Raw genomic sequence first — 24495 nt, forward strand, 5'->3', positions numbered from 1 at the left:
AAACTTCAGGTGAGAAGTGTGATCGTGTTCAGTATCCCGCTTAATCCGTGTACAATAGCGCGCTATTTCTAATGCCTGAGGCAAAGTTGTGATCGAAAATTTGCGTAACATCGCCATCATCGCGCACGTAGACCATGGTAAGACCACCCTGGTTGATAAACTGCTGCAACAGTCCGGTACCTTTGACGCGCGTACCGAAGCGACTGAGCGTGTGATGGACTCCAACGATTTGGAGAAAGAGCGTGGGATTACCATCCTCGCGAAAAACACCGCCATCAAATGGAATGACTACCGTATCAACATCGTTGATACCCCAGGACACGCCGACTTTGGCGGTGAGGTAGAGCGCGTCATGTCCATGGTGGATTCGGTGCTGTTGGTTGTCGATGCGATGGATGGCCCTATGCCGCAAACCCGCTTCGTGACCAAAAAAGCCTTTGCCCATGGTTTGAAGCCGATCGTTGTTATCAACAAGATTGACCGTCCGGGCGCGCGTCCTGACTGGGTTGTTGACCAGGTGTTTGACCTGTTCGTCAACCTGGACGCAACCGACGAGCAGCTTGATTTCCCGATTATTTACGCGTCTGCGCTGCAGGGCATCGCCGGTCTGGATCACACCGACATGGCTGAAGATATGACCCCGCTTTATCAGGCGATCGTTGAGCACGTTTCTCCGCCGCAGGTTGAAGTTGACGCGCCGCTGCAGATGCAGATTTCGCAGCTGGACTACAACAACTACCTGGGCGTGATCGGCATCGGCCGCATCAAGCGCGGTAAAATCAAGCCGAACCAGCAGGTTACTGTTGTCGACAGCGAAGGCAAAACGCGCAACGGTAAAGTTGGCAAAGTGCTGGGTCACCTGGGCCTGGAGCGTATCGATACTGACCTGGCGGAAGCGGGCGATATCGTGGCGATCACCGGTCTGGGCGAGCTGAACATCTCCGATACTATCTGCGATCCGCAGAATGTAGAGGCGCTGCCGGCGCTGAGCGTCGATGAGCCGACCGTAACCATGTTCTTCAACGTCAACACCTCGCCGTTCTGCGGTCAGGAAGGCAAGTATGTGACCTCACGTCAGATCCTTGAGCGCCTGAACAAAGAGCTGGTGCACAACGTTGCGCTGCGCGTTGAAGAGACTGAAGATGCGGACGCGTTCCGCGTATCCGGCCGTGGCGAACTGCACCTGTCGGTGCTGATCGAAAACATGCGTCGCGAAGGCTTCGAGCTGGCGGTATCCCGTCCGAAAGTTATCTTCCGTGAAATCGACGGCCGTAAACAAGAGCCGTTCGAGAACGTTACGCTGGATATCGAAGAGAACAATCAGGGCGCGGTTATGCAAGCCATGGGCGAGCGTAAAGGCGATCTGAAAAACATGGATCCGGATGGTAAAGGCCGCGTGCGTCTTGACTACGTTATCCCGAGCCGTGGTCTGATCGGCTTCCGTAACGAATTCATGACCATGACTTCAGGTACCGGTCTGCTTTACTCCACCTTCAGCCACTACGACGACATTCGTCCGGGCGAAGTGGGCCAGCGTCAGAACGGCGTGCTGATCTCCAACGGTCAGGGTAAAGCGGTAGCCTTCGCCCTGTTCGGTCTGCAGGATCGCGGCAAGCTGTTCCTGGGTCACGGTGCAGAAGTCTATGAAGGCCAGATCATCGGTATTCACAGCCGTTCTAACGACCTGACCGTTAACTGCCTGACCGGTAAGAAGCTGACCAACATGCGTGCTTCCGGTACGGATGAAGCGACTACCCTGGTGCCGCCGGTGAAGATGACCCTTGAGCAGGCCATCGAATTCATCGATGACGACGAGCTGGTAGAAGTGACGCCGCAGTCAGTCCGTATCCGTAAACGTCATCTGACCGAGAACGACCGCAAACGCGCGTCTCGCGGTCCGAAAGAGTAAGACGTTTCGCCTTGATAAAAAGCCCCGTTTACCGGGGCTTTTTTATTCCTGCCGCCATTCTGATTCTGTTTACCCTGCTGCATAGCCCAGCCCGTACCCTGCGCGCGTTAAGCCTGCATGCGCCAGCTTCCATAACGGATTTTTCTCCTGCCTGTTACCTGTTCAGTCCATGTTTTTGCCGCTAGAGTGAATGATCCAGGGAATCAGAGGAGTAACGACATGTTGTACATTTTTGATTTAGGCAATGTGATTGTTGATATTGATTTTAACCGTGTGCTGGGCGTCTGGAGTGACCTTGGCCGCGTACCGCTGGCGCTGTTGCAAAGCCGTTTCCAGATGGATGAGGCGTTTGAGCAGCACGAGCGCGGTGAAATTAGCGACGAGCATTTCGCCGCGAAGCTGTGCGAGCAGCTCGATATCGCGCTGAGCTACGAACAGTTCGTAGCGGGCTGGCAGGCGGTATTCATGGAGGCACGCGCCGAGACGCTGGCGTTGATGAACCAGCTGCGCGCCGACGGCCACCGCGTGGTGATCCTCTCCAACACCAACAGGCTGCATACGGAATTCTGGCCGACGCAGTATCCTGAGGTGCGAGCGGCGGCGGACGTGGTCTACCTGTCGCAGGAGTTAGGGATGCGCAAGCCTGAAGCGCGCATCTTTGAGCATGTGTTGCAGCAGGAGGGCTACCTTGCCGATCAGGCAATCTTCTTTGACGACAATGAGGCTAATATCGCGGCTGCCGAGGCGCTGGGCATCAGGAGCGTGCTGGTCACCGATAGCAAAACAGTGCCGACCTGGCTGGCAAGCCATCGCTGAATGATGACGTCGCGTCCCTTTATTTCGAACTGCCACGCCCTCTGGCTGTGGTTCAGGCTGCTGTGGAAACGTATTAACGAGGACAACATGACGACGCAGGCCGGAAACCTGGCCTTTGTCTCTTTGCTGGCGCTGGTACCGCTGATCGCTGTGGTATTCGCGCTTTTCTCTGCGTTTCCGGTCTTTTCTGAAGTCAGCGTTCAGCTGAAAAACTTCATTTTTACCAATTTTGTTCCGGCGACGGGCAATGTGGTGCAGCGCTATCTGGATCAGTTCGTCGCTAACGTACACCGTATGACGGCGCTCGGCGCGGTAGGACTGATTATCACTGCGCTGCTGCTGATGCATTCGGTCGATACGTCGCTCAACACAATCTGGCGCAGCCATAAGAAGCGTCCGCTGGTGTACTCCTTCGCCGTCTACTGGATGATCCTGACGCTGGGGCCGCTGCTGGCTGGCGCCAGCCTGGCGATCAGCTCTTATCTGCTGTCGCTGCGCTGGATAAGCGCCAGCGGCGTTTACGGCATCATCGATCAGGTGCTGCGGGTTTTCCCGCTGTTGCTCTCCTGGTTCGCGTTCTGGCTGCTGTACAGCATTGTGCCGACGCGCAGCGTGCCGTCGCGCGACGCCCTTATCGGCGCGCTGGTGGCGGGCGCGCTGTTTGAGCTGGGTAAAAAGGGCTTTGCCCTCTATGTTACGATGTTTCCCTCATACCAGTTGATTTATGGCGTGCTGGCGGTTATTCCAATCCTGTTTCTCTGGGTCTACTGGACCTGGTGTATTGTGTTGCTGGGCGCGGAAATCACCGTGACGCTGGGCGATTATCGCCAGTTAAAACAGCAGGAAGGCGAAAAAGAACGAGAGGTTGCATGATTGCGTTGATACAACGAGTACTCAGCGCCAGCGTAAGCGTAGATCGTACGGTGGTCGGCGAAATCGGTTCCGGCCTGCTGGTGCTGTTGGGTGTGGAAAAAGAGGATGATGAGAAGCGCGCCGAAAGGCTGGCGGAAAAAGTGCTGGGCTACCGCATTTTCAGCGACGAGCAGGGAAAAATGAACCTCAACGTCCAGCAGGCTGGCGGCAGCGTGCTGGTGGTATCGCAGTTCACGCTGGCGGCGGACACGCAGAAAGGAATGCGTCCCTCTTTTTCACGCGGCGCGGCGCCCGATGAGGCGAACCGCCTGTATGAATATTTCAGCGACTGCTGTCGTCGCCAGGGCGTGACCACCGCCAACGGACGCTTCGCCGCCGATATGCAGGTCGCGCTGGTCAATGATGGTCCTGTTACCTTCTGGTTACAGGTGTGAGGCTGGTAGCCGAGCAGCACGGGATCGGCCATGCAGGCTCTGAACGAGAGAACCACTTTATGTATCATCTTCGGGTACCGCAAACTGCGGAAGAGCTGGATATGTACTACCAGTTCCGCTGGGAAATGCTACGCAAGCCGCTGCGCCAGCCTCAGGGGTCGGAGCGGGATGGCTGGGACGCGCTGGCGCACCATCAGATGGTGGTGGACGAGCATGGCCAGCCGGTAGCCGCCGGGCGGCTCTATATCAATGCCGACAACGAAGCGTCGATTCGCTTCCTCGCCGTACATCCCTCTGTCCAGGGCAAAGGGCTGGGCACGCTGGTGGCGATGACGCTGGAGTCGGTCGCTCGTCAGGAGGGCGTCAAGCGCGTCACCTGCGCCGCGCGTGAAGATGCGGTCGAATTCTTCGCCAAGCTGGGTTACATCAATCAGGGCGAGATCACCGCGCCGCAAACCACGCCGTTGCGCCACTTCCTGATGATCAAACCGGTGGTGACGCTGGACGATATCCTGCATCGCGCCGACTGGTGTGGGCAATTACAGCAGGCCTGGTATGACAATATCCCGCTCAGCGAAAAGATGGGCGTGCGGATTTTGCAGTTCACCGGCCAGAAATTCATTACCACCATGCCGGAAACCGGCAACCAGAATCCGCACCATACGCTTTTTGCAGGTAGCCTCTTTTCGCTGGCGACCCTGACCGGCTGGGGGCTGATCTGGCTGCTGCTGCGCGAGCGCCATCTTGGCGGCACCATTATTCTGGCCGATGCCCATATTCGCTACAGCAAACCGATCAGCGGGCGTCCGGGCGCGACTGCCGATATTGGCTCTATGAGCGGCGATCTCGACCGACTGGCGCGCGGCCGCAAAGCGCGCGTACGACTTGAGGTGGAGCTGTTCGGCAATGAGGAGCTGGGGGCAGTGTTTGAAGGCGTTTATATCGTCCTGCCCGCCGATCCCGACGAGCCGCTGGAAGAGGGCGGTTCCGGCGCGCGTATCAATTAAATAACAAGGGCCAAATCATCGGCCCTTTTTTCTGGCGGCGCGGCGTCTGCCTGGCCGCTGGCATAACCCTTTATCTTATCTCGCCCGCCTGCATCTGCTGCTGGATCTGCTGGGTATCGGTGCGCAGCGAGAGCGAGCCGTTCGCTGAAGGTTTTAGCGGCACGCCCGCCTTCAGCGAGGCGTTCAGCTGAAGCTGGAAGTTGCTGGGGCCGTTTGCCGGCAAGGCGGGCCAGCCCCAGTTTTGCAACACGCTGGCGGGAACCGCCTGGCCCTTTAGCGTCAGCGCGACCGGGCGATCCGGCTGCTGACCGACGCTGGCCGAGCCTTCCAGTAATCCACTGCCGCTGAAGGCGCTCAGCTCCGTCACCTGAATCTGCCGGTCGTCGGCGTTCAGCGACAGAGAGGGATGACGCAGGTCAGTGCGGTTAAAGGTCGCTTCCGCCGCGTTGAGGCTCAGCTTGCCTGACCAGATCCCCCACTGATGCTGACGCGCCAGCAGCAGGTTTTCACCGCTGCCGTCCAGCGAGGTCATCTGGAACGGAAACGCCGGATTGATATCGATAATCAGATTGCGATTGGAGGTAAGGCGTTTGATCTCCAGCGTATCGAGCCATCCCGGCAGCGTCGCCTGCCAGCGATCGCGCCACGTCTCCGGCAGGGTGTACTCCAGCCCGGCAACCGCCAAATTATTCAGCGTCAGACGCTTATCGCTGCGGCTCCAGCTTCCGTCGGCGCGGATGACGCCGTTAGCCCAGCGCGAGCTGAACTGGGTAAGCGCAATGCCCTGCGGCGACAGATTGAGATTAAGAATCGGATCGTTCAGCTCGAAGCGGCCATTAATAAAGTTGCTGGCATTCAGCGACAGCGAACCGTCGTCGCTGCGCCAGTCGTCGCCTTGCCAGGTCACATTTTTCAGCGTCAGGTCGAGGTCAGTGACTGCCCAGTCCGGGCCCTGAAGCCGGGCATCGGTCATATCCAGACGGTTGATAGTAACGGAAGGCAGCGCCTGAATCGGGCGCAGAAAATCGGTCAGGCCTTGGGTGGTTTGCAGACGAATATCGTTCAGACGGAGCTGGCGGATCAGCCAGTTGCCCTGTGCGTCGCGCTCGGCGCTGCCGGTCATCGAACCGCGCGCCAGATCGGCGCCGACGTTGCTGAACAGCATACGGCCCTGCGTCACGCTGCCCTGAATCAAGACGTTAGCGCCTGAAACGTTGTTCAGCGTCATATCGGCAGCGCTCATTTGAAACTGCGCGTCGCTGCCCAGCATACTCTTCGCGGTGGGTTTCCAGGGCATAATGCCGCCGTTCACCTGAAGAGCCGAAAGCGGCAGCGCCGTAGCTGGACTGTCAATGCGCATATTATTCAACTGCAGACGACCGGCCTGGAAGGGCAGATTGTCGCCAGGCGTCAGGTTCGCCAGATTCACGATGCCGTCGCGCAGTTCGATACTGCCGAAATTCAGCGGGTCGCTGAACTGCAGCAGGGCGAGGCCGAGATCAACGCGTTTTGCCACGACCGCGGCCGGCTGGCCGTCATGGCCGAAGCTGAAGTTGTCGAGAATGATGTGCGAAGGCGAGGAGAAATTATGCTCGATCTTGCTGAGGGAGAGATGCCATGCGGTTTTATCGCTCACGTAACGACTGAACCAGCCCGCGCCCCATTGCGTTTGCAACAGAACGTAGATCACTACCAGGCTCAGCACCAGCAGCAACAGTACCGTAAGAAAAAACTTTCCAAGAAATTTCATTGCATCCATCCCGCCATCTTTCCGGTCAGTGCTTGTTATGCCTGAATTACCGTTGTAGCTCAACAGCCTGGATGTAAATCCGAATAAATAGCAGAGGCGGGCCGTAGCCCGCCGGAGAGGTTACTTTTCCTGCGGGAAGATCAGGTTCAGCACGATGGCGGTGATCCCGCCTGCGGCGATGCCGGAAGAGAGCAGCGTCTTCAGCCAGTCTGGCGCGAACTGCAGGATCAGCGGTTGTTGCGATACGCCCATTCCGACCGCCAGCGACAGCGCGATAATCATAATCGCGCGGCGGTTCAGCGGCTCGCGCGATACGATGCGCACGCCAGAGGCGGCGATGGTACCGAACATCACGATGGTCGCGCCGCCCAGTACCGGTTCCGGAATATGCTGCACAAAACCGCTAACCGCCGGGAACAGGCCAAGCAGGATCAGCATCAGCGCCACCACAAAGCCCACGTAGCGACTGGCGACGCCGGTAAGCTGGATAACACCATTGTTCTGGCCGAAGCAGGAGTTCGGGAACGTATTGAACAGGGCGGAAACAAAGGAGTTCAGCCCGTTCGCCAGCACGCCGCCTTTCAGACGCTGCATATAGAGCGGGCCGCTTACCGGCTGCTCTGAGACGTCCGAAGTGGCGGTGATATCCCCGATGGTCTCCAGCGACGTCACCATAAATACCAGCATCAGCGGGATCAGCAGGTTCCAGTCAAAGCCCAGGCCGTAGTAGAGCGGCGTGGGTACCGACAGCAGCGGCTGGCTGACCGGCGCGGCGGCCTGCGGCAGCATATCCATCAGCCAGGCGGCGAAATAGCCGACGGCCATGGCGATAACCAGCGACGCGACGCGCAAATAGGCGTTGCGCTGCCGGTTGAGCACGATGATCACCGCCAGCACCACGCCCGCCAGCAGCAGGTTTTTTGGCGCGCCGAAGCTGTGATCGTTCATGGCCGCGAATCCGCCGCCAATCGAAGTCAGCCCGACCTGAATCAGCGACAGGCCGATAATCATCACGACGATGCCGGAGACCAGCGGAGTAATGATGCGGCGCGCCAGATGCAGCACGCGCGACAACACCATCTCGGTACAGGACGCGACCATCAGCGTGCCGAACAGCGCGGCCATCATAGTCGGCACGTCTGCGCCGCCGTTTTTCAGCGTCATGCCGCCCATAATTAAAGGCGTAACAAAGTTAAAGCTGGTGCCCTGAATCGACAGCAGACCGGAACCGACCGGACCCCAGGTTTTAATCTGCAACACGGAGGCGACGCCGGAGGCGAAAAGCGACATGCTGATAATATGCTGCGTATCCTGTGCAGGCAGGCCCAGCGCCTGACAGATAAGCAGAGCGGGGGTGATGACCGCCACGAACATCGCCAGCAGATGCTGGCCAGCAGCAAACAGCGTTTGCGGCAGCGGCGGACGATCTTCAAGACGATAAATCAGCTCGCTCTGACGCGGCGCTGTTGATTTATTCAGGATGGCGTCTGGTTGCTTAACGGACATAAAGTGGCTTCCCAATCTGTGAAGAGGGGGATTTTAAACCGCTTATGGCTGAAAGCAATCGTTTGCCATTCTTTATCTTAAGCGCGCGGAGAGAGAGGGTTTAGCCAGTGGTAAAGAAGGCGGGTCAGACGTTGGTGTAGCGGGCGGTTTCCGGCAGCCAGCGCTCAATCAGCGCCTTGGCCTGTTCAGGATAATGCTGGTGGATATGGCGCGCCACGCGCTGCACCTCTGGCACCATCGCCTGATCGCGCAGCAGGTCCGCGACTTTGAACTCGGCGTTGCCGGTCTGGCGCGTACCCAGCAGCTCGCCTGGGCCGCGGATCTCCAGATCGTGCTGGGCAATAACAAAGCCGTCGTTGCTGTCGCGCAGCACCTGCAAACGCCGCTGCGCGGTTTTGCTCAGCGGCGCCTTGTAGAGCAGGACGCAGTGCGAGGCGACCGCGCCGCGTCCGACGCGTCCGCGCAGCTGATGCAGCTGCGCCAGACCCAGGCGTTCCGGGTTTTCGATAATCATCAGGCTGGCGTTGGGGACGTCGACGCCAACCTCAATTACCGTCGTGGCTACCAGCAGCTGCATCTCATTGGCTTTAAAGGCCGCCATGACCGCCTGTTTCTCCGCCGGCTTCATGCGGCCATGCACCAGGCCAATATTCAGATCGGGCAGTGCAGCTTTTAAGGCTTCCCAGCTCGCTTCCGCCGCCTGCGCTTCCAGCAGCTCGGACTCCTCGATCAGCGTGCAGACCCAGTAAGCCTGACGGCCCTCCTGGCAGGCATGCCGCACGCGGGCGATAATGTCGTCGCGGCGGCTGTCAGGGATCGCCACGGTGGTGACCGGCGTACGGCCTGGCGGCAGCTCGTCAATGGTCGAGGTATCGAGATCGGCGTAAGCGGTCATCGCCAGGGTACGCGGGATCGGCGTAGCGGTCATAATCAGCTGATGCGGGTGGAAGCCCTGCTCTTCGCCTTTCTCCCACAGCGCCAGCCGCTGGTGAACGCCGAAGCGGTGCTGCTCGTCGATTATCACCAGCGCCAGTCCTTTGAACTGCACCTGCTCCTGGAACAGGGCGTGCGTACCGACCACCATCGCCACCTGGCCGCTGGCGATCGCCTCCTGCTGCGCCTGACGCGCTTTGCCTTTCTGCTTGCCGGCCAGCCAGCCGACTTCAATCCCAAGCGGCGCGAACCAGCTGCGGAAGTTGTTCGCGTGCTGTTCTGCCAGCAGCTCGGTGGGTGCCATCAGCGCCACCTGCTTGCCGTGTGCTATGACATCCAGCGCCGCCAGCGCTGCGACCAGGGTTTTACCGGAGCCGACGTCGCCCTGTACCAGGCGCATCATCGGAAAATCGTTGGCCAGGTCGCGCTCTATTTCCTGCACCACGCGTTTTTGCGCGCCGGTCGGGGAGAAGGGCAGCGCCGCCAGCAGTTTGTCGCTCAGCGTATGGCGCGGGGGCATCGGCAGCGCGTAATAGCGCTGCGCCCCGGCGCGTACCGCCAGCATACTGAGATTGTGCGCCAGCAGCTCTTCCAGAATCAGACGACGCTGCGCCGGATGACGGCCGTGTTCCAGCTCGCTCAGACGCAGATCCGGCGGCGGACGATGCAGCGTGCGCAGCGCCTCCGGCAGGCTAATCAATCCCTGCGCCAGCTCCTGCGGCAGCAGTTCGGCGATCGGCACGCTTTCCAGCAGCGTTAACGCCTGATCGGTGAGGCTGCGCAGCGTGGCCTGACGAATGCCTTCGGTGGTGGGATAGACCGGCGTTAAGGTCTCTTCCAGAGTTACCGGACTCTGTTCGCCCTGTACGCGATATTCGGGGTGAATAATCTCTGGGCCGCGCTGGCCGCGCTTGATTTCGCCATAGGCGGTAACGCGGCGACCCGGCGCAAGGCTGTTCTTCATCCCTGCGTTGAAGTTGAAGAAACGCATGGTCAGGACGCCGCTGCCGTCGCTGATCTGACACACCAGCATACGGCGTCGGCCAAAAGTGACCTCAGACTGCAACACCTCGCCCTCTACCGTGGCCCAGATGCCGGGCAGCAGATCGTTAATAGCGTAGAGCTGAGTGCGGTCTTCGTAGCGTAGCGGGAGATGGAGCAGCAGATCCTGAATGGTATGCAGGCCGAGCTTAGCCAGTTTCGCCGCCTGGCTGGCGCCGACGCCGGTCAGGGTACTGAGCGGAATGGCATCCAGCAGGCGGCCTTTCATTTCTTTTTCCCCGTCGCCTGCATTCTGGCCCACCAATCAGCGTCAGCTTCTACTTCGCCGCTGGCGTTGATATGGGGGTAAGGCAGACCTTTCTGCTTCGCTACGCGCGCCAGCACCGGATAGCCGCCTTCGAACAGCAGGCGCTGCTGCTCATCTTCATCCAGCAGGCTGTGCTGACGCTGATAGAGCCCGGCATTCTGCCGCTGGCGCTGCGCTTCATAGAGGATCAGCGCGGACGCCACGGAAACGTTGAGCGACTGTACCATGCCGACCATCGGAATAATGATGTCGCAATCGGCCAGCGCCAGCGCTTCGGCGGTTATGCCGGTTTTTTCCTGACCCATCAGAATGCAGGTCGGGCGGGTATAATCTATTTCGCGAAAATCGACCGCTCTGGCCGACAGGTTAGTCGCCAGCACCTGCATGCCGCGATCTTTCAGATGCGTGACCGCTTCAGCGATGTTGCGGTGGGTTTTTACCTTCACCCAGCTGTTGCTGCCGGCAGAAGCGGAGACCATGGTACGCATTCGTTCGCTGGGCCAGACGGCGTGCACTTCATGAATGCCCACCGCATCCGCGGTGCGGATCACCGCCGAGACGTTGTGCGGCTTATGCACCTGTTCCATACAGACGGTGAGGTCGTGCTGGCGAAGCGCCAGCATCTCCTGAATACGAGCAAAGCGTTGGGCGTTCATGCGCTAATTACGGTTACGGTGGACTTTGATCACGTCCGGCATTACACGGATTTTACGCATAATGTTCGCCAGATGGACGCGATCGCGCGCGGTCAGGCGGATAAAGGCGCTGTAAACGCGGCCGTCGCGCTCTTCAGTATTGAGGCTCTGGATATTAGAGCCTGCGGTGTTGATCGCCGCCGTCAGGTTCGCCAGCGCGCCCTGATGGTTGAACATGTCGACTTTGATTTCAGCCACGAATTCCTGATCGGTGACCTTATCCCACTCCACCGGCATAAATTTTTCCGGCTCTTTCTGGTAGCCGCGAATATTACGACAGGATTCGTGATGCACCACCAGCCCTTTGCCGGGGCTGACGTGCGCCACAATGGGATCGCCGGGAATCGGACGACAGCATTTGGCGAAGGTAATCAGAACACCGTCCGCGCCTTTGATAGGCAGCTTGCCGCGCTTGCTGCTGCTCGGCGGCGTCGCGCTGGTAGACTGCAGCAGGTTCTTCGCCACCACAACGCTCATGGCGTTGCCGAGGCCGATCTCCGCCAGCAGGTCATCCAGCGACGTTAGCTTCATGCGATCCAGCTCCTGCTTGATGTTCTCAGGCGGGATCTCGGCCAGCTTGCGGCTGCCGCCGAGCGCGTGGCTCAGCAGACGGCGTCCAAGATTGACGGAGTCTTCGCGCTTGAGGTTTTTCAGCAGCTGACGAATTTTGGCACGCGCTTTGGAGCTGACGACGAAGTTAAGCCATGCGGCGTTAGGTCGTGCGCCCGGCGCAGTGATAATTTCTACCGTCTGGCCGCTGGCAAGCGGCTGCGACAGCGGATAGGGTTGCCGATCGACGCGCGCGCCGACACAGGCGTGGCCGATATCGGTATGCACCGCATAAGCGAAATCGACCGGCGTCGCGCCAGCCGGCAGCTCGACGATGCGCCCTTCCGGCGTGAAGACGTAAATCTCGTCAGGAAAGAGATCGGACTTCACGCTCTCAATAAATTCAAAAGAACTGCCCGCGCTCTGCTGCAGCTCCAGCAGGCTTTGCAGCCAGCGCTGGGCGCGAATCTGCGCGGTAGTGCCGCTTTCGCCCGCCTGTTTATATGCCCAGTGCGCGGCGACCCCCATCTCAGCCATCTGATCCATATCTTCGGTACGGATCTGCACCTCGACCGGCACGCCGTGTGGCCCGATCATGGAGGTGTGCAGCGACTGATAGCCGTTGGCCTTGGGGATAGCGATATAATCTTTCATCCTGCCTGGACGCGGTTTGTACAGGCTGTGCATCTGACCGAGCACGCGATAGCAGGTATCCACATCCTTCACGATCACGCGGAAAGCGTAGATATCCATGATGGAGTGAAAGCGCTGCTCTTTCAGCGTCATTTTACGGTAGATAGAGTAGAGATGCTTTTCACGACCGCTGACGCGACAGGGGATACCCGCTTCCTGCAGTCGTCCGTCGATCTCCGCCAGGATCTTCTGAATCATCTCTTTGCGGTTGCCGCGCGCCGCTTTTACTACCTCTTTAATCACGCGATAGCGATTAGGGTAGAGCGCCTCGAAACCCAGCTCTTCCAGCTCGGTTTTCAGGTGATGGATACCCAGGCGATGCGCCAGCGGACTGTAGATCTCCAGGGTTTCCAGCGCGATGCGGCGACGCTTGTCCGGACGCAGCGCGCCCAGCGTGCGCATATTGTGCGTGCGGTCGGCCAGCTTGATGAGAATGACGCGGATATCCTGCACCATCGCCATGATCATCTTGCGAAAGTTTTCTGCCTGCGCCTCTTTCTTGTCGCGGAAGGTCAGCTTATCCAGCTTGGATACGCCTTCCACCAGTTCCGCCACGCTTTTGCCGAACAGCTGCTCCATATCCTGATAGGTGGCTGGCGTGTCTTCGATCACGTCATGCAGCAGCGCGGCCATCAGCGTTTCATGGTCGAGCTTCATCTCCGCCAGGATACAGGCGACGGCAACAGGATGGGTAATGTAAGGCTCGCCGCTGGAGCGTGTCTGTCCCTCGTGAGCATCACGTGCGACAAGGTACGCTTGCTGGAGGCGCTTGATTTGCTCCTCCGGCAGGTATTTTTCAATCAGCTGATTGAGGCTTTCAAACAGATACAAGGTTGGCCTGCAGGTTGCTGTTAACGACGACCTTCAGCGATAGCGGTAACGGCTTGTAATTCAGCGGCTTCCTGCTCTTGCTGCTCCTGACGATCGCGAACGTCCAGGATCTGGTTAGTGATCAGGCCTTCTTCGATTTCGCGCAGGGCGATAACGGTGGCTTTATCGTTCTCTTCCGGAACCAGCGGATCTTTACCGCCTACCTGCATCTGACGTGCACGACGTGCAGCGACCAACACCAGGTCAAAACGGTTACCAATTTTTTCTACTGCGTCCTGAACGGTTACGCGTGCCATAGGTGTGCTACTCCACAGATGAAGAAATGACTGGGCATAATACTGAAACTGACTTCAGACTGCCAATAGTTTGCTGATTAAAGCATCGTGGCGCGCCTTCTGGCGCCCCATGCGCAGGCGTTCAGCGCGGATAATGGTCTTCAGATCCGACAGGGCCAGATCGAAATCATCATTGATAATTAAATAGTCGTATTCAGCGTAGTGGCTCATCTCAGAGACCGCCTGCGCCATGCGACGGGCAATCACCTCTTCGCTGTCCTGACCGCGGCCGCGCAGGCGACGGTCCAGCTCGTCCTGCGAGGGCGGCAGAACGAAAATGCTGCGTGCGGCGGGCATTTTTGCGCGGATTTGCTGCGCACCCTGCCAGTCGATATCCAGGAAAACATCGACGCCGGTAGAGAGAACCTGCTCAATCGCTTTACGCGACGTGCCGTAATAGTTGTCGAAGACTTTCGCATGTTCGAGGAAGGCGTCTTCCGCGATCATCGCTTCAAATTCATCTTTCGAGACGAAGTAATAGTGCTCGCCATGGACTTCGCCGGGACGCATGCCGCGGGTGGTATGAGAAACAGACACCTGCGTATCGTACAGCGGTTGTGTCTTCAGTAGCGCCTGAATCAGGCTGGATTTACCCGCGCCGCTGGGGGCGGAAACAATAAAAAGCGTGCCTTGAGCCATGGTCTTCTTGAATTGAGTAAAGAGCGGAGTCGATTTCCTGCTCAGTATACACGGCTTAGCGCCGTAACGCAGCGTTTGCGCGTAACGCTGCGCTAAAACTTTTACGGCGCGGCGCGCAGAAGCGGCTTTGCCAGGCCGCAAGCGTCTGCTTTTCCTGCGCAGCCAGTTCCGTTCTCTCGCTTTGCCTGTCGCCTTGTCGTTTCCTCGCCGCTTCAATAGGCGAAACGTTGAGGAGGCTCGCTATGAAAGAGACGTTACGCCTGCTGCTAAGTCTGTTACTGCTGGCTGTCGGTTCAGCCAACGCGCTTTGTCCGGTGTGGACGCCCGCACGCGCCGGAGATGAAATTGCCCGTCTGCAGCAGCAGCTGCAACGCTGGGATGACGCCTACTATCGCGACGGAAAGAGTCTGATCAGCGATGCGGATTACGACACGCTGTTGCAACGCCTGAAAAGCTGGCAGCGCTGCTTCAGATCCGAGCAGGCGACTTATACCTCCCGCCTGCCAGCCAGCGGCAGAGTCGCGCATCCGGTGGCGCATACCGGCGTAAAAAAACTGCGGGATAAGCTGGCGCTGGCGTACTGGATGCAGAATCGTCGGGATTTATGGGTACAACCGAAAATCGACGGCGTAGCGGTTACGCTGGTTTATGAGAGGGGAAAGCTGACGGCGCTAATTAGTCGCGGCGACGGCCTGCGCGGCGAGTCATGGCTGGCAAAAGCGGCTTATATTCCTGCCATCCCGCTACAGATTGAGAGCGATGCGCCGCGTGTGGTGCTGCAGGGCGAGCTGTTTCTGAAGATGACCGATCATCGTCAGGCGCGCGACGGCGGTAAAAATGCGCGGGCGCAGGTAGCGGGCGCGTTAATGAGCCAGACACCTGGTCCGCTGCTGGCCGATATCGGCTTGTTTATCTGGGGCTGGCCGGATGGTCCCGCTGAGATGGCGGAACGTCTGCAACAGCTCGCTGCCTGGGGAATGGGGCTGGCGCAAACGTGGAGCAAACCTGTCCGTGATGAGGAAGAGGTCGCACGCTGGCGGGATCGCTGGTTCAGCGCGCCGCTTCCCTTTGCCACAGACGGCGTGGTGGTACATCAGGCGATGCGGCCAGCCGGAAAAAGCTGGATGCCTGGCGAAGGCGACTGGGCGGTGGCGTGGAAATTCCAGCCGCCGGACGTAACCAGTGAAGTGCGGTCGGTTGATTTCAACACTGGCCGTACCGGAAATATCTCTGTAGTGCTTAATCTCCAGCCGGTCGCGCTCGACGACAAAATGGTACGGCGGGTGAATATCGGTTCGCTGCGGCGCTGGCGGGAATGGGATGTTATTGCAGGCGATCAGGTCGTTATCAGCCTGGCTGGGCAGGGTATTCCACGCCTGGAAAGAGTGATCTGGCGGGTAGGGGAGCGTGATTACCCACAATCGCCCGATCCTGAACAATTCACGCCGCTCAGTTGCCTGAGCATCACGCCCGCCTGCCGACAGCAGTTGCTGGCGCGGCTAAGCTGGCTGAGTCAGAAATCGGTGCTGGATATCGCGGGCGTACAGCGCAGCACCTGGCTACGGCTGTTAGAGAACAGCGCTATGGAGCATCTTTTTTCCTGGCTGACGCTGACGCCGGAACAGATCGCGCAGACGTCAGGCATTAGCCCGACGCGCGCGCAGCAGCTCTGGCACCGGTTCAACCTTACGCGACAGCAGCCGCTGCGCCGCTGGATCGGCGCGCTGGGTATACCGCTGCCGCGGCGAGCGCTTCACGCTTTGCCGGACGCGACCTGGGATGAGGTGCAGCAGCGCGACGTGCAGCGGTGGCAGGCGTTGCCTGGCGTCGGCGCAACCCTGGCGCAGCGTATTTACGCCATGTTGCAGGATGCACGCATGCAAAAGCTGATCGCTTTTCTGCGAGAACAGGGCATCCCGAACGGCGTCAGTGCTCCGGATGCGGGTAGTTGAAAACAGGCAGACCGAGCCGGAAGCGCAGCGCCAGCAGGCGCGCCAGAAAGCCGAACAGCAGAGTAATGATCACGACGGCCTCATGCGCCAGTGAGGTTTTCAGCAGCAGGATATAGATCCAGCCGGAAGCGAAGGCGATTCCGGCATAAAGCTCTTTCTGAAAGACGAGTGGGATACGGTTACAGAACATATCGCGCAGCACGCCGCCAAATACGCCGGTAATCACGGCGGCGATGGCGGCGATAATCATCGCATGGCCGCTGTCCAGCGCCACCTGCGCGCCGATAATCGAGAAGACCACCAGACCCAGCGCATCCAGCACCAGAAAAACTTTGCGCAGGTGCGTCATCAGCGGCGCAAGCCAGGTGGTAAGCACTGCCGCAGCGGCAACGATCATGATGTATTCCGGGTGCTTCACCCAGCCCAGCGGGTAATGGCCCAGCAAAATATCTCGCACCGAGCCGCCGCCTATCGCCGTCACTGAGGCGATGATAATGACGCCAAACAGATCCATTTTGCGTCGTCCGGCGGCAAGCGCGCCTGTCATGGCTTCCGCGGTAATGCCGATAATATAAAGGACGGTTAATAACATAGCTGGCTCCAGAGGGTGGGCGGCAAGGCTACGGGGTTAGAGGAATATCAGCTACTGAAAAATTCTCAGGCGATCGCTTCGTATCAGTTTAACTTATGCTGGCCTGAGGAAAAACGCCGACTTAGAGGGAAAGCGGGAAGCGCCGCTGCGGCAATAAAATAAGAAATGCGAATCGTAATTTCAGCGACTATTCGAGCGAAGCGGTTTTTCAGGGAATTAACAGGATGAGGTACGTCAGGCCCAGCTTTCGCAGGCAGGGAGATATTTACAGAGCAATAAAAATGCAGGGCGGATAAAAAGAAAAAAGCGTGCTGTCGCCAGCACGCGAATGCATCTCTTCAGATGCCCAGAGCCCACCATACAGACTTGTTTTTATTATCCAATTCTTGCACGAATGTGACTGTATTCTTTCAGGTTAAAGCGATATTCCGGCTGAAAACTTTCGCGGCCATAATAGCAGTAGATCAGCATACGCACAGAGGCAATTGCCAGATAACCCCAGATGGCGCACAGTACAGACGGCGTTAGCCAGACGGTGAATAAGGTGACGCCTAAGCCAAAAAGCACTGATATAGTTTCAGTAAAGGCGATGCGGGTATATTGCTTTTCACGCTGTAAAATAGCACGATAATGCTGCCCCTGAGGAATAATAATAAACACCACAGAGACCATTTCCAGCATAATAGCCATTTCAGGCTGCTGCAGATAGCTGCCAATAAGATCGCTGCCGATAAACAGTACAGCGAAAATAATCAGGCTCAGCAGCATATTGCCCCAGTAAAGCATTGACTGATCGCGAACCGACAAGCTGCCGCTGCGGATTAAGGCGTTAGAAAAGCCGCGATCGGCAAGGGTATCGATGATCAGCAGCCCGACAATAGCTACAGCCAGCAAGTTCAGCTCGTTAGCCTGCAGGATTTGCGCCAGTAAAGAGAGCTGGAGCACACCGATGCCAATAACCTTAATTGAAGAGAGAATAGACCACTTTGCACCAGTAAAGCTTCGTTCACGTATCGCCATGATATACTCGTTAGGTACAGGTACCGAATAAAGTGTTATGCGCGAAATAGTTGGCTATTCCGCCCAAATAATTAATGCCATTCGCCTGAGCGAAGTCCAGACGCAGTACGCCAGGCTTCACCTGTTATTATTGATTCAATGCGATGGATTTCTGATACGTAAATAATTTCCCCGTTATTTTTATTGTCCCGGGACAGGGCCGTCTTTTCTGTGCTTAACAGAAAAGCGGCCAGGTCCTGGGTAAATCCTTTTATTGTTTTATATTCTCCTGCCAGCATCCTGCCAGCGATCTCAACAAGTTCTTCTTCTGACAGCAGAGCCGTAGTTGAGCAATCCATTTTTAATTTCCTGATGTTGTTATTTTAAGTGTTGCTGTGTGTGTGGTTAATTTATACCTCGTTTTTTTTAATTTCACACCATCAGAAAAGTCCGATAAAGCCGCTACAGAAATAAATGGATTCACCCTTTGCATGAAATATTTTTAACTTCCGTTGTAAAGGTTTATTAATCGTTGTGCAGTAAAAAGGGAAAATGAGCGGAATAAAAAACGCACACATGCAGAGAATGCACGTATTACAGGCATCACAGCGAAACGGCAGCAATAGCTGTCCAGGAATTTTCCCGGTTATCTGGCTTTAATGAAACTGTTGTGAGGGGCAGGAGCGGCTGATGAAAAAGGCGAAAACGCTTATGCATTTTCGCCGAACTTTTTTCACTTTTCTGAGCCGTAAGGCCCAGCAATGACTAAAGAGCGGGGGATTTTTCGCCTGATTTACTGAGTAAGCAGGCGGTTGAGACGCGCAAGATCGCCTCTTACCCATTCAATATCCTGAGAAAACTTCTCATCAGACATCAGCGGCTGACGATAAACCACTATCACAACCTCAGCGCCTTGTTCATTAGCTATCACGCGCATCGGCATATAGATCTCTTTACCAAAGCCGCTGTCTATCCAGTGATCCATCACGCCAAACGGATTATGTGGCGTAAAGCGAATCTTTACTGAACCTTCAGGTCCGCGGGCGCGCCAGTAACTCCCTTCCTGTTCCAGCGTGCTGCTGCTTAGTCCGGAAGCCCATTTCGCAAAATATTCCGGCTTCCAGATCGTTTCATACAAATCTAACCAGTTACGCGCAATGGTCTGACTGACAACCTGGGACGACAACATGCTACCTCCGGAACGTGGTTAAAAAGGCATTAAAGCATGTTGCGCGCAGAGGGAAAATCGCACACGGCGAGAAGTGTGGCGCAGACGGGGTTTCATCCGGCTGGCAGGCCTGGCGGCCTGCCGTAAAACAGTCAGAGAAAACGCCCGCGCGCGTCAATCGGCTGGGTCTCTGCGCGGCCATCGGCGTGACGCAGCACATAGCTGTCCGACTGCGCCATCACCGCGCAGCTGTGATTAGGGTAGATACGCAGCAGGGCGCCGACGCTGGGCGCGCTATCCTGCCAGGGGATAAACCCATGCTCCTCCGACAGCTTGCTGACTTCATAACAAACGCCCTTTTCATCAACGGCCACGCCGAACCCGCTGGCATTGGTGCCGTGAGGCCCTTTATCCGAACTCAGCATTTTGGAACCGGCATCAATAATGATGAAATGGCGATTTACCGCGACGACGCGGGCAATAACGCTGAGCGCCAGTTCGTCAACGCGGCTCAGGCCAAGACGACATGCAGTCAGATCGAGCAGGGCATAGTTTCCCGGTCGGATCTCATCGGTTCCGGCCGCTACTGGCGCGGCCAGCGCCGTAGGCGTGGCGCCAACGGAAACAGAACAACCGGCGAAGCCCGCTTCTCGCAGCTGGTTTTGCACATGCTGCATCAGCCGCGCTTCTTCCTGAGCGATCGCGGCAATGGCGTCGGGATTTCCTGCGCCATAGGCGTGCCCGGCGTGCGACACCAGGCCAGCGAAACGCAGCTGCGCCGCCTGAATAGCCTTCGCCAGTGCGGCCGCGTCGTTGCGATGCGGATCGATGCCGATACGATGCAGCCCGACATCCACCTTAATGGCTACCGCGATGTCGGCATCCGGCTGCCGGCGTTGCGCTTCAGCGATAGCGGCTACGCCATGCGGCGCATCGACAATCAGCGTCACTTTCGCCTGATGCTGGGCCGCCAGTTTCAGCAGTGCCGCTATGCTTTCGGCACGAATAACCGGATAAGCCAGCAAGATGTCGCGTTCGCCGCCGCGGATAAAGACTTCACCTTCGCTCGGTTTGGAAACGGTAATGCCGCACGCGCCCAGCGCGCGCTGACGACGAGCGATATAGAGGCTTTTATGCGTTTTGATATGAGGGCGCAGCGTGACGCCTGCGCGGCTGGCTTTCTCCTGCATCGCCTGCAGATTCTTTTCCAGCCTTTCGGCGTCGATCTCAATGTAGGGCGTAAGACGGTCGTCAGGCAGAGGACGCTGCCAGCGTTGATTCATATCCATACGAGGTTCCTGCACAAACGGATGAAACCCCATCATTCAGCAATCGGCGGCCGGATGCCAGCCGCACAATGCTAAAAACCGCATCATGATTGCTCATGATGCGGTGCGGATTAAACGTAGAGCGAGGCTTCGCCTGGCGGACGGGTTTTGAAGCGGCGATGCAGCCACAGATACTGCTCTGGCGCCCGCAGGATCTGGCTTTCGATAACTTTATTCATATAGGCGGCGGCAGCGGCTTCATCAGTATGAGGATAGTTTTCCAGTTCCGGATCAATGATCAGCTGGTAGCCGTAGTTATCTGGATTGCGGATCAGCGCGATGGTTAACATCGCCGGATTCGCGAGGCGCGACAGAACAAATGTACCGTTCGTGGTCGCTGCTTTCTCAACGGCGAACAGTGGGGCGAACACGCTGCCTTTCGGGCCATAATCCTGGTCCGGTGCAAACCAGACCGACTCGCCTTTTTTCAGCGCATGAACCATACCGCGCAGATCGCGCCGATCGATCATCGCCTTATTGGATCGCATACGGCCCTTCGTCTGCGCCCACTCCATCGCCCGGTTGTTATGCGGGCGGTACATCGCCATCATCGGCTGACACAAACCGCTGATGCGGCCGCCCAGCTCCAGCGACATAAAGTGCACGCCAATTACCATTACGCCGCGCTTCTGCTCCATGGCGGACTGCAAGTGCTGCAGGCCTGACACCTCAAACAGTTTTTTTACCGCGCGATCCGACCAGAACCAGGCGATGCCGGTTTCTGCCAGCGCCATACCCAGCGAAGCGAAGTTACCTGCGATCATGCGCTCAATGTCGGTTTCAGCAATGCCGGGAAAGCAGAGTTCGATATTGCGTCGCGTAATGCGCTCACGACGTTTTAGGAAATGACGAGAAAGCGTACCGGCATTAGCGCCAAGACGCATCAGAAGAGGATAAGGAAGCTGAACCAGCAGCCACAGAATGCCCAGACCTAGCCAGGTAACCCAGTAGCGTGGATGCAGCATGGAACGGCAAAAAGCTCCGGTCTTTTTCATAGCGCACCTTTATGTGATGAATGTATGTATCGCATAAAGAAGCACTTCCATAAGTTCCCCAGGCGCTACAGCTTGTAGTCAATCGGACCGGCACATTAGCAAAAAGTGCAGTTAAAGAAAGCGAAACAACAGAATCATATGGAGATGGATGTTTCATCGAATGAGGCATTAAAGCGAAAAGCGGCGAGGAGGATAATAAAAGACGCTGTATAAACAGCACGTTAAAAAATCAGCAAAATGACAGCGGGCAACAAACGCACTCTCCTGAAGAGTGGTCCGGAAATGAAATCTTATGGTTATTTACGCAGAATTTACGCAGGCCGACATGAAAAAATGGCGAAAAGCTCGCACGAGGCGAGCTATTTACCTTTACTGCGTTGTTACTCGATATTCTGAATCTGCTCGCGCATTTGCTCAATAAGCACCTTCAGTTCAATCGCCGATGCGGTAACGTCTGCATTAATTGACTTCGAACCCAGGGTGTTCGACTCGCGGTTAAATTCCTGCATCATAAAGTCGAGACGGCGACCGACTGCCTCTTTTTTACCCAGGATGTTATAGGTCTCTTTAACATGGGCTTCAAGGCGATCCAGCTCTTCTGCGACGTCGATGCGCTGCGCCATCATTACCAGTTCCTGTTCGAGACGGTTGTTTTCCAGCTGGACTTCCGCTTCTTCCAGCTTCGCGACCAGGCGTTCGCGCTGCCATTTCAGGATCTCAGGCATCTGGGCGCGCACTTTCGCCACTTCCTGCTTCACGCCGTCGAGACGCTGTTCGATCATCGCCTTCAGCGCGGCGCCTTCGCTTTCGCGCGCTACGATAAAGTCATCCAGCGCGCCGTCCAGCGCGCTCAGCAGCTGGGCATTAATCGCATCCAGATCCTGTTCCTGCGCAGACATTACGCCAGGCCAGCGCAGAATTTCCATCGGGTTGATGGCGCCTTCGTCGCTCTGCATCTTCACCCAGTTGGCGGCCTGCACCAGCTGCTTCGCCAGGGTTTCGTTCAGCATCAGCTCGCCCTGCGCGCCGGGATCGGCGTCAAAGCGCAGGTTGCACTCGATTTTGCCACGCGTCAGGCGCTGACGAATACGTTCGCGAATAACCGGCTCCAGACTGCGAAACTGCTCCGGCAGACGGATATAGGTTTCAAGATAACGCTGGTTAACAGAGCGAAGTTCCCAGGCGGCGCTGCCCCAGGTGCCTTTGGCTTCACGGCGGGCGTAAGCGGTCATACTGCGGATCATAATCGGCTACTCTTTGTCAGAAATTATGCAGCAAGTATAGCGATACCCGCCGCGCGCTAACAGGCATAAGCGCAAGCGCGTGCGAATAACGAAACATTTCCGCTTTTGCGGACAGACACTTATGATGGCCGCTGATCGTTTTGATTAAGGATAACGCCAATGTTCCGCTCTGTTACCCTCTCCGTGGCACTGGCCGCGTTGCTGGCCGGTTGCCAGGCGCCGCGCCCGCCTGCGCCGCCGACTAAACCTGTTGCCATATGCGCAGGCGGCGAAATGATGATGCAAACCACGCTGTGGTTCGGCCTCAGCAAACCGCAGGGCGGGATGGTAAGCCGCTCCGACTGGCAGCTTTTTCTGGATAAAGAGGTGACGCCGCGCTTCAAGGCGGGCCTGAGCGTTTACGACGCCAGCGGTCAATGGCTGGAGAAAAGCGGAAAGCTGGCGCGCGAGCCGAGCAAGGCGCTCATGCTTATTCATGGGGCGGAAAACGGCGTGAATGGCGATATCGAAGCGCTGCGCACGATTTACAAGCAGCGCTTCGGTCAGGAGTCTGTGATGCGCGTCGATGCGCCGGTATGCGTCGGATTTTGAGCAGAAACGGCGGCGGCAAGGCCGCCGCAGAGATCAGATAAACAGGCCGGCAAATGCCGCCGACAGCAGACTCACCAGCGTTGAGCCATAAACCAGCTTCCAGCCGAAGCGGGACACCACATTGCCCTGCTGTTCATTCAGTCCTTTGATTGCCCCGGCCACGATGCCGATAGAGGCAACGTTGGCGAACGACACCAGGAACACGGAAAGAATGCCCAGACCGCGCGGCGTCATGCCTGCCGCTACCTTTTGCAGCTCAATCATCGCCACGAACTCATTCGCGACCAGCTTGGTCGCCATAATGCTGGCGGCCTGTAGCGCATCAGCGGCAGGGATGCCGATCAGCCAGGCAAAAGGATAGAAGACATAGCCAAGAACCTGCTGAAAACTGTAGCCGAACAGCGCGCTAAAGAGCGCATTAACCGCGGCTATCAGCGCGATAAAGCCGATCAGCATCGCCAGGATAATCATCGCAACCTTGAAACCCGCCAGAATGTACTCGCCGAGCATCTCAAAAAAACTTTGCTCTTCATGCAGCTTGTCGAGCTGAATTGCCTGCTCGTCCTGCGCTTTGCCGGGGTTGATAATGGAGAGGATAATAAAGGTGCTGAACATATTGAGCAGCAGCGCGGCGACCACATATTTAGGCGCGATCATCGTCATATAGGCGCCGACGATAGAGAGCGACACGGTGGACATCGCCGTGGCGGCCATGGTGTAGAGGCGCTTCGGCGGAATATCACCCAGAATGCCCTTATAGGCGATAAAGTTTTCTGACTGGCCGAGGATCAGGGTACTGACCGCATTGAATGACTCAAGCTTGCCCATGCCGTTTACCTTCGACAGCAGCGTGCCCACCAGCCGAATCAGCAGCGGCAAAATGCGCCAGTGCTGCAGGATGCCGATTAGCGCTGAGATAAATATGATAGGGCAGAGCACGCCGAGGAAGATAAAGGCCAGCCCTTGCTTGCTCATATTGCCAAACACGAAGTCGGTGCCCTGCGCGGCAAAGGTCAGCAGCTTCTCAAAAAAACCGCTGAAGGCGCTGACCGCCCCCTGCCCGCTGGCGGAGTGCAGGAAAAACCAGCCCAGCGCAGCTTCCACCACGATCAGCTGTACGATATAGCGCAGACGTATCTGTTTGCGGTCATGACTGACCAGCAGCGCAAGGGCGAAAATCACCGCCAGCGCCAGCAGGAAATGAAGAATTGAGGTCATACTTTTTATTTTCAGTGAGTGAGGAAGGCGCATTTAGCCACAGACCGTGAGGAAATTCATCTGCCGCTGTGAAATCCCGTCAGCAAGACAGGCGACGAGGAAGTCCGTATAATGCGCAGCCAATTCATT

Annotated in this window: 21 protein-coding genes and 1 pseudogene; 7 read left to right on the forward strand and 15 right to left on the reverse strand. The window is 57.2% G+C overall.

The window, feature by feature from the left end:
- Positions 1-88: 88 nt before the first annotated feature.
- The 5 genes from typA (at position 89) to fabY (ending at position 5039) form a co-directional block, all read left to right on the forward strand.
- Positions 89-1909: a ribosome-dependent GTPase TypA gene (gene typA / locus B3797_RS07385; protein WP_120458137.1), complete on the forward strand. Its 1821-nt coding sequence runs from the start codon at positions 89-91 to the stop codon at positions 1907-1909.
- 219 nt (positions 1910-2128) lie between these two features.
- The gene (gene yihX / locus B3797_RS07390) at positions 2129-2725 is read left to right on the forward strand and encodes a glucose-1-phosphatase (protein ID WP_311784155.1); all 597 of its coding nucleotides are present in this window, start codon (positions 2129-2131) and stop codon (positions 2723-2725) included.
- A 3-nt stretch (positions 2726-2728) separates the two neighbouring features.
- On the forward strand, positions 2729-3598 hold the full coding sequence (locus B3797_RS07395) for a virulence factor BrkB family protein (RefSeq protein WP_311784292.1): 870 nt from the start codon (positions 2729-2731) through the stop codon (positions 3596-3598).
- Positions 3595-4032 carry a D-aminoacyl-tRNA deacylase gene (gene dtd / locus B3797_RS07400; RefSeq protein ID WP_311790760.1) on the forward strand — a complete coding sequence of 146 codons (438 nt, stop codon included), beginning with the start codon at positions 3595-3597 and terminating at the stop codon, positions 4030-4032. The genes B3797_RS07395 and dtd overlap by 4 nt, the downstream gene beginning before the upstream one ends.
- Positions 4033-4091: 59 nt before the next feature.
- Positions 4092-5039, forward strand: coding sequence for a fatty acid biosynthesis protein FabY (fabY, locus tag B3797_RS07405; protein WP_311784293.1), 948 nt, complete (start codon positions 4092-4094; stop codon positions 5037-5039).
- 70 nt (positions 5040-5109) lie between these two features.
- Here fabY and B3797_RS07410 read toward each other — a convergent pair whose 3' ends face one another.
- From B3797_RS07410 to gmk, 7 genes are all read right to left on the reverse strand, one after another.
- Complete coding sequence (locus B3797_RS07410; protein ID WP_311790761.1) at positions 5110-6789, reverse strand: AsmA family protein; 1680 nt, start codon at positions 6787-6789, stop codon at positions 5110-5112.
- Positions 6790-6909: 120 nt separating this feature from the next.
- Positions 6910-8295 (reverse strand): uracil-xanthine permease family protein, encoded by a 1386-nt coding sequence (locus B3797_RS07415; protein ID WP_311790762.1) that lies wholly within the window; start codon positions 8293-8295, stop codon positions 6910-6912.
- Positions 8296-8419: 124 nt separating this feature from the next.
- Positions 8420-10498 (reverse strand): ATP-dependent DNA helicase RecG, encoded by a 2079-nt coding sequence (gene recG / locus B3797_RS07420; protein ID WP_311784159.1) that lies wholly within the window; start codon positions 10496-10498, stop codon positions 8420-8422.
- Entirely contained in the window at positions 10495-11193 is a 699-nt protein-coding gene (gene trmH / locus B3797_RS07425) for a tRNA (guanosine(18)-2'-O)-methyltransferase TrmH (protein WP_311790763.1), read from the reverse strand. Before trmH ends, recG begins: the two co-directional genes overlap by 4 nt.
- A 3-nt stretch (positions 11194-11196) precedes the next feature.
- Positions 11197-13305 carry a bifunctional GTP diphosphokinase/guanosine-3',5'-bis pyrophosphate 3'-pyrophosphohydrolase gene (gene spoT / locus B3797_RS07430; RefSeq protein WP_311790764.1) on the reverse strand — a complete coding sequence of 703 codons (2109 nt, stop codon included), beginning with the start codon at positions 13303-13305 and terminating at the stop codon, positions 11197-11199.
- 20 nt (positions 13306-13325) lie between these two features.
- Positions 13326-13601 (reverse strand): DNA-directed RNA polymerase subunit omega, encoded by a 276-nt coding sequence (gene rpoZ, locus B3797_RS07435; protein WP_013511051.1) that lies wholly within the window; start codon positions 13599-13601, stop codon positions 13326-13328.
- A gap of 54 nt (positions 13602-13655) precedes the next feature.
- Positions 13656-14279, reverse strand: a complete 624-nt coding sequence (gmk, locus tag B3797_RS07440; protein ID WP_103797571.1) for a guanylate kinase — start codon at positions 14277-14279, stop codon at positions 13656-13658.
- A gap of 242 nt (positions 14280-14521) precedes the next feature.
- Here gmk and ligB point away from each other — a divergent pair.
- Positions 14522-16325: pseudogene (gene ligB / locus B3797_RS07445) on the forward strand (NAD-dependent DNA ligase LigB).
- Here ligB and B3797_RS07450 read toward each other — a convergent pair.
- From B3797_RS07450 to B3797_RS07480, 7 genes are all read right to left on the reverse strand, one after another.
- Positions 16206-16823 (reverse strand): trimeric intracellular cation channel family protein, encoded by a 618-nt coding sequence (locus tag B3797_RS07450; protein ID WP_033754272.1) that lies wholly within the window; start codon positions 16821-16823, stop codon positions 16206-16208. The pseudogene ligB and the gene B3797_RS07450 overlap by 120 nt on opposite strands.
- A 375-nt stretch (positions 16824-17198) precedes the next feature.
- Positions 17199-17843 (reverse strand): oligosaccharide flippase family protein, encoded by a 645-nt coding sequence (locus B3797_RS07455; protein WP_311790765.1) that lies wholly within the window; start codon positions 17841-17843, stop codon positions 17199-17201.
- A gap of 71 nt (positions 17844-17914) precedes the next feature.
- Complete coding sequence (locus tag B3797_RS07460) at positions 17915-18181, reverse strand: hypothetical protein (protein ID WP_311790766.1); 267 nt, start codon at positions 18179-18181, stop codon at positions 17915-17917.
- A 434-nt stretch (positions 18182-18615) separates the two neighbouring features.
- Positions 18616-19011 (reverse strand): polyketide cyclase, encoded by a 396-nt coding sequence (locus B3797_RS07465; protein WP_311784164.1) that lies wholly within the window; start codon positions 19009-19011, stop codon positions 18616-18618.
- Between the two features lie 131 nt (positions 19012-19142).
- Positions 19143-20279, reverse strand: coding sequence for an alanine racemase (locus B3797_RS07470; protein WP_311784165.1), 1137 nt, complete (start codon positions 20277-20279; stop codon positions 19143-19145).
- Positions 20280-20389: 110 nt separating this feature from the next.
- Positions 20390-21313, reverse strand: a complete 924-nt coding sequence (gene lpxP, locus B3797_RS07475; protein ID WP_311784166.1) for a kdo(2)-lipid IV(A) palmitoleoyltransferase — start codon at positions 21311-21313, stop codon at positions 20390-20392.
- Between the two features lie 380 nt (positions 21314-21693).
- The gene (locus B3797_RS07480) at positions 21694-22557 is read right to left on the reverse strand and encodes a YicC/YloC family endoribonuclease (protein ID WP_311784167.1); all 864 of its coding nucleotides are present in this window, start codon (positions 22555-22557) and stop codon (positions 21694-21696) included.
- Positions 22558-22716: 159 nt separating this feature from the next.
- On the opposite strand from B3797_RS07480, the gene B3797_RS07485 reads away from it, so the two are divergent.
- Entirely contained in the window at positions 22717-23148 is a 432-nt protein-coding gene (locus tag B3797_RS07485; RefSeq protein ID WP_311784168.1) for a DUF3574 domain-containing protein, read from the forward strand.
- Positions 23149-23181: 33 nt separating this feature from the next.
- On the opposite strand, the gene B3797_RS07490 is transcribed toward B3797_RS07485, so the two are convergent.
- Complete coding sequence (locus B3797_RS07490) at positions 23182-24366, reverse strand: NupC/NupG family nucleoside CNT transporter (RefSeq protein ID WP_311784169.1); 1185 nt, start codon at positions 24364-24366, stop codon at positions 23182-23184.
- Between the last annotated feature and the right edge of the window lie 129 nt (positions 24367-24495).

The organism is Pantoea sp. UBA5923 (assembly GCF_002431095.1).
GTDB lineage: Bacteria > Pseudomonadota > Gammaproteobacteria > Enterobacterales > Enterobacteriaceae > Pantoea > Pantoea piersonii.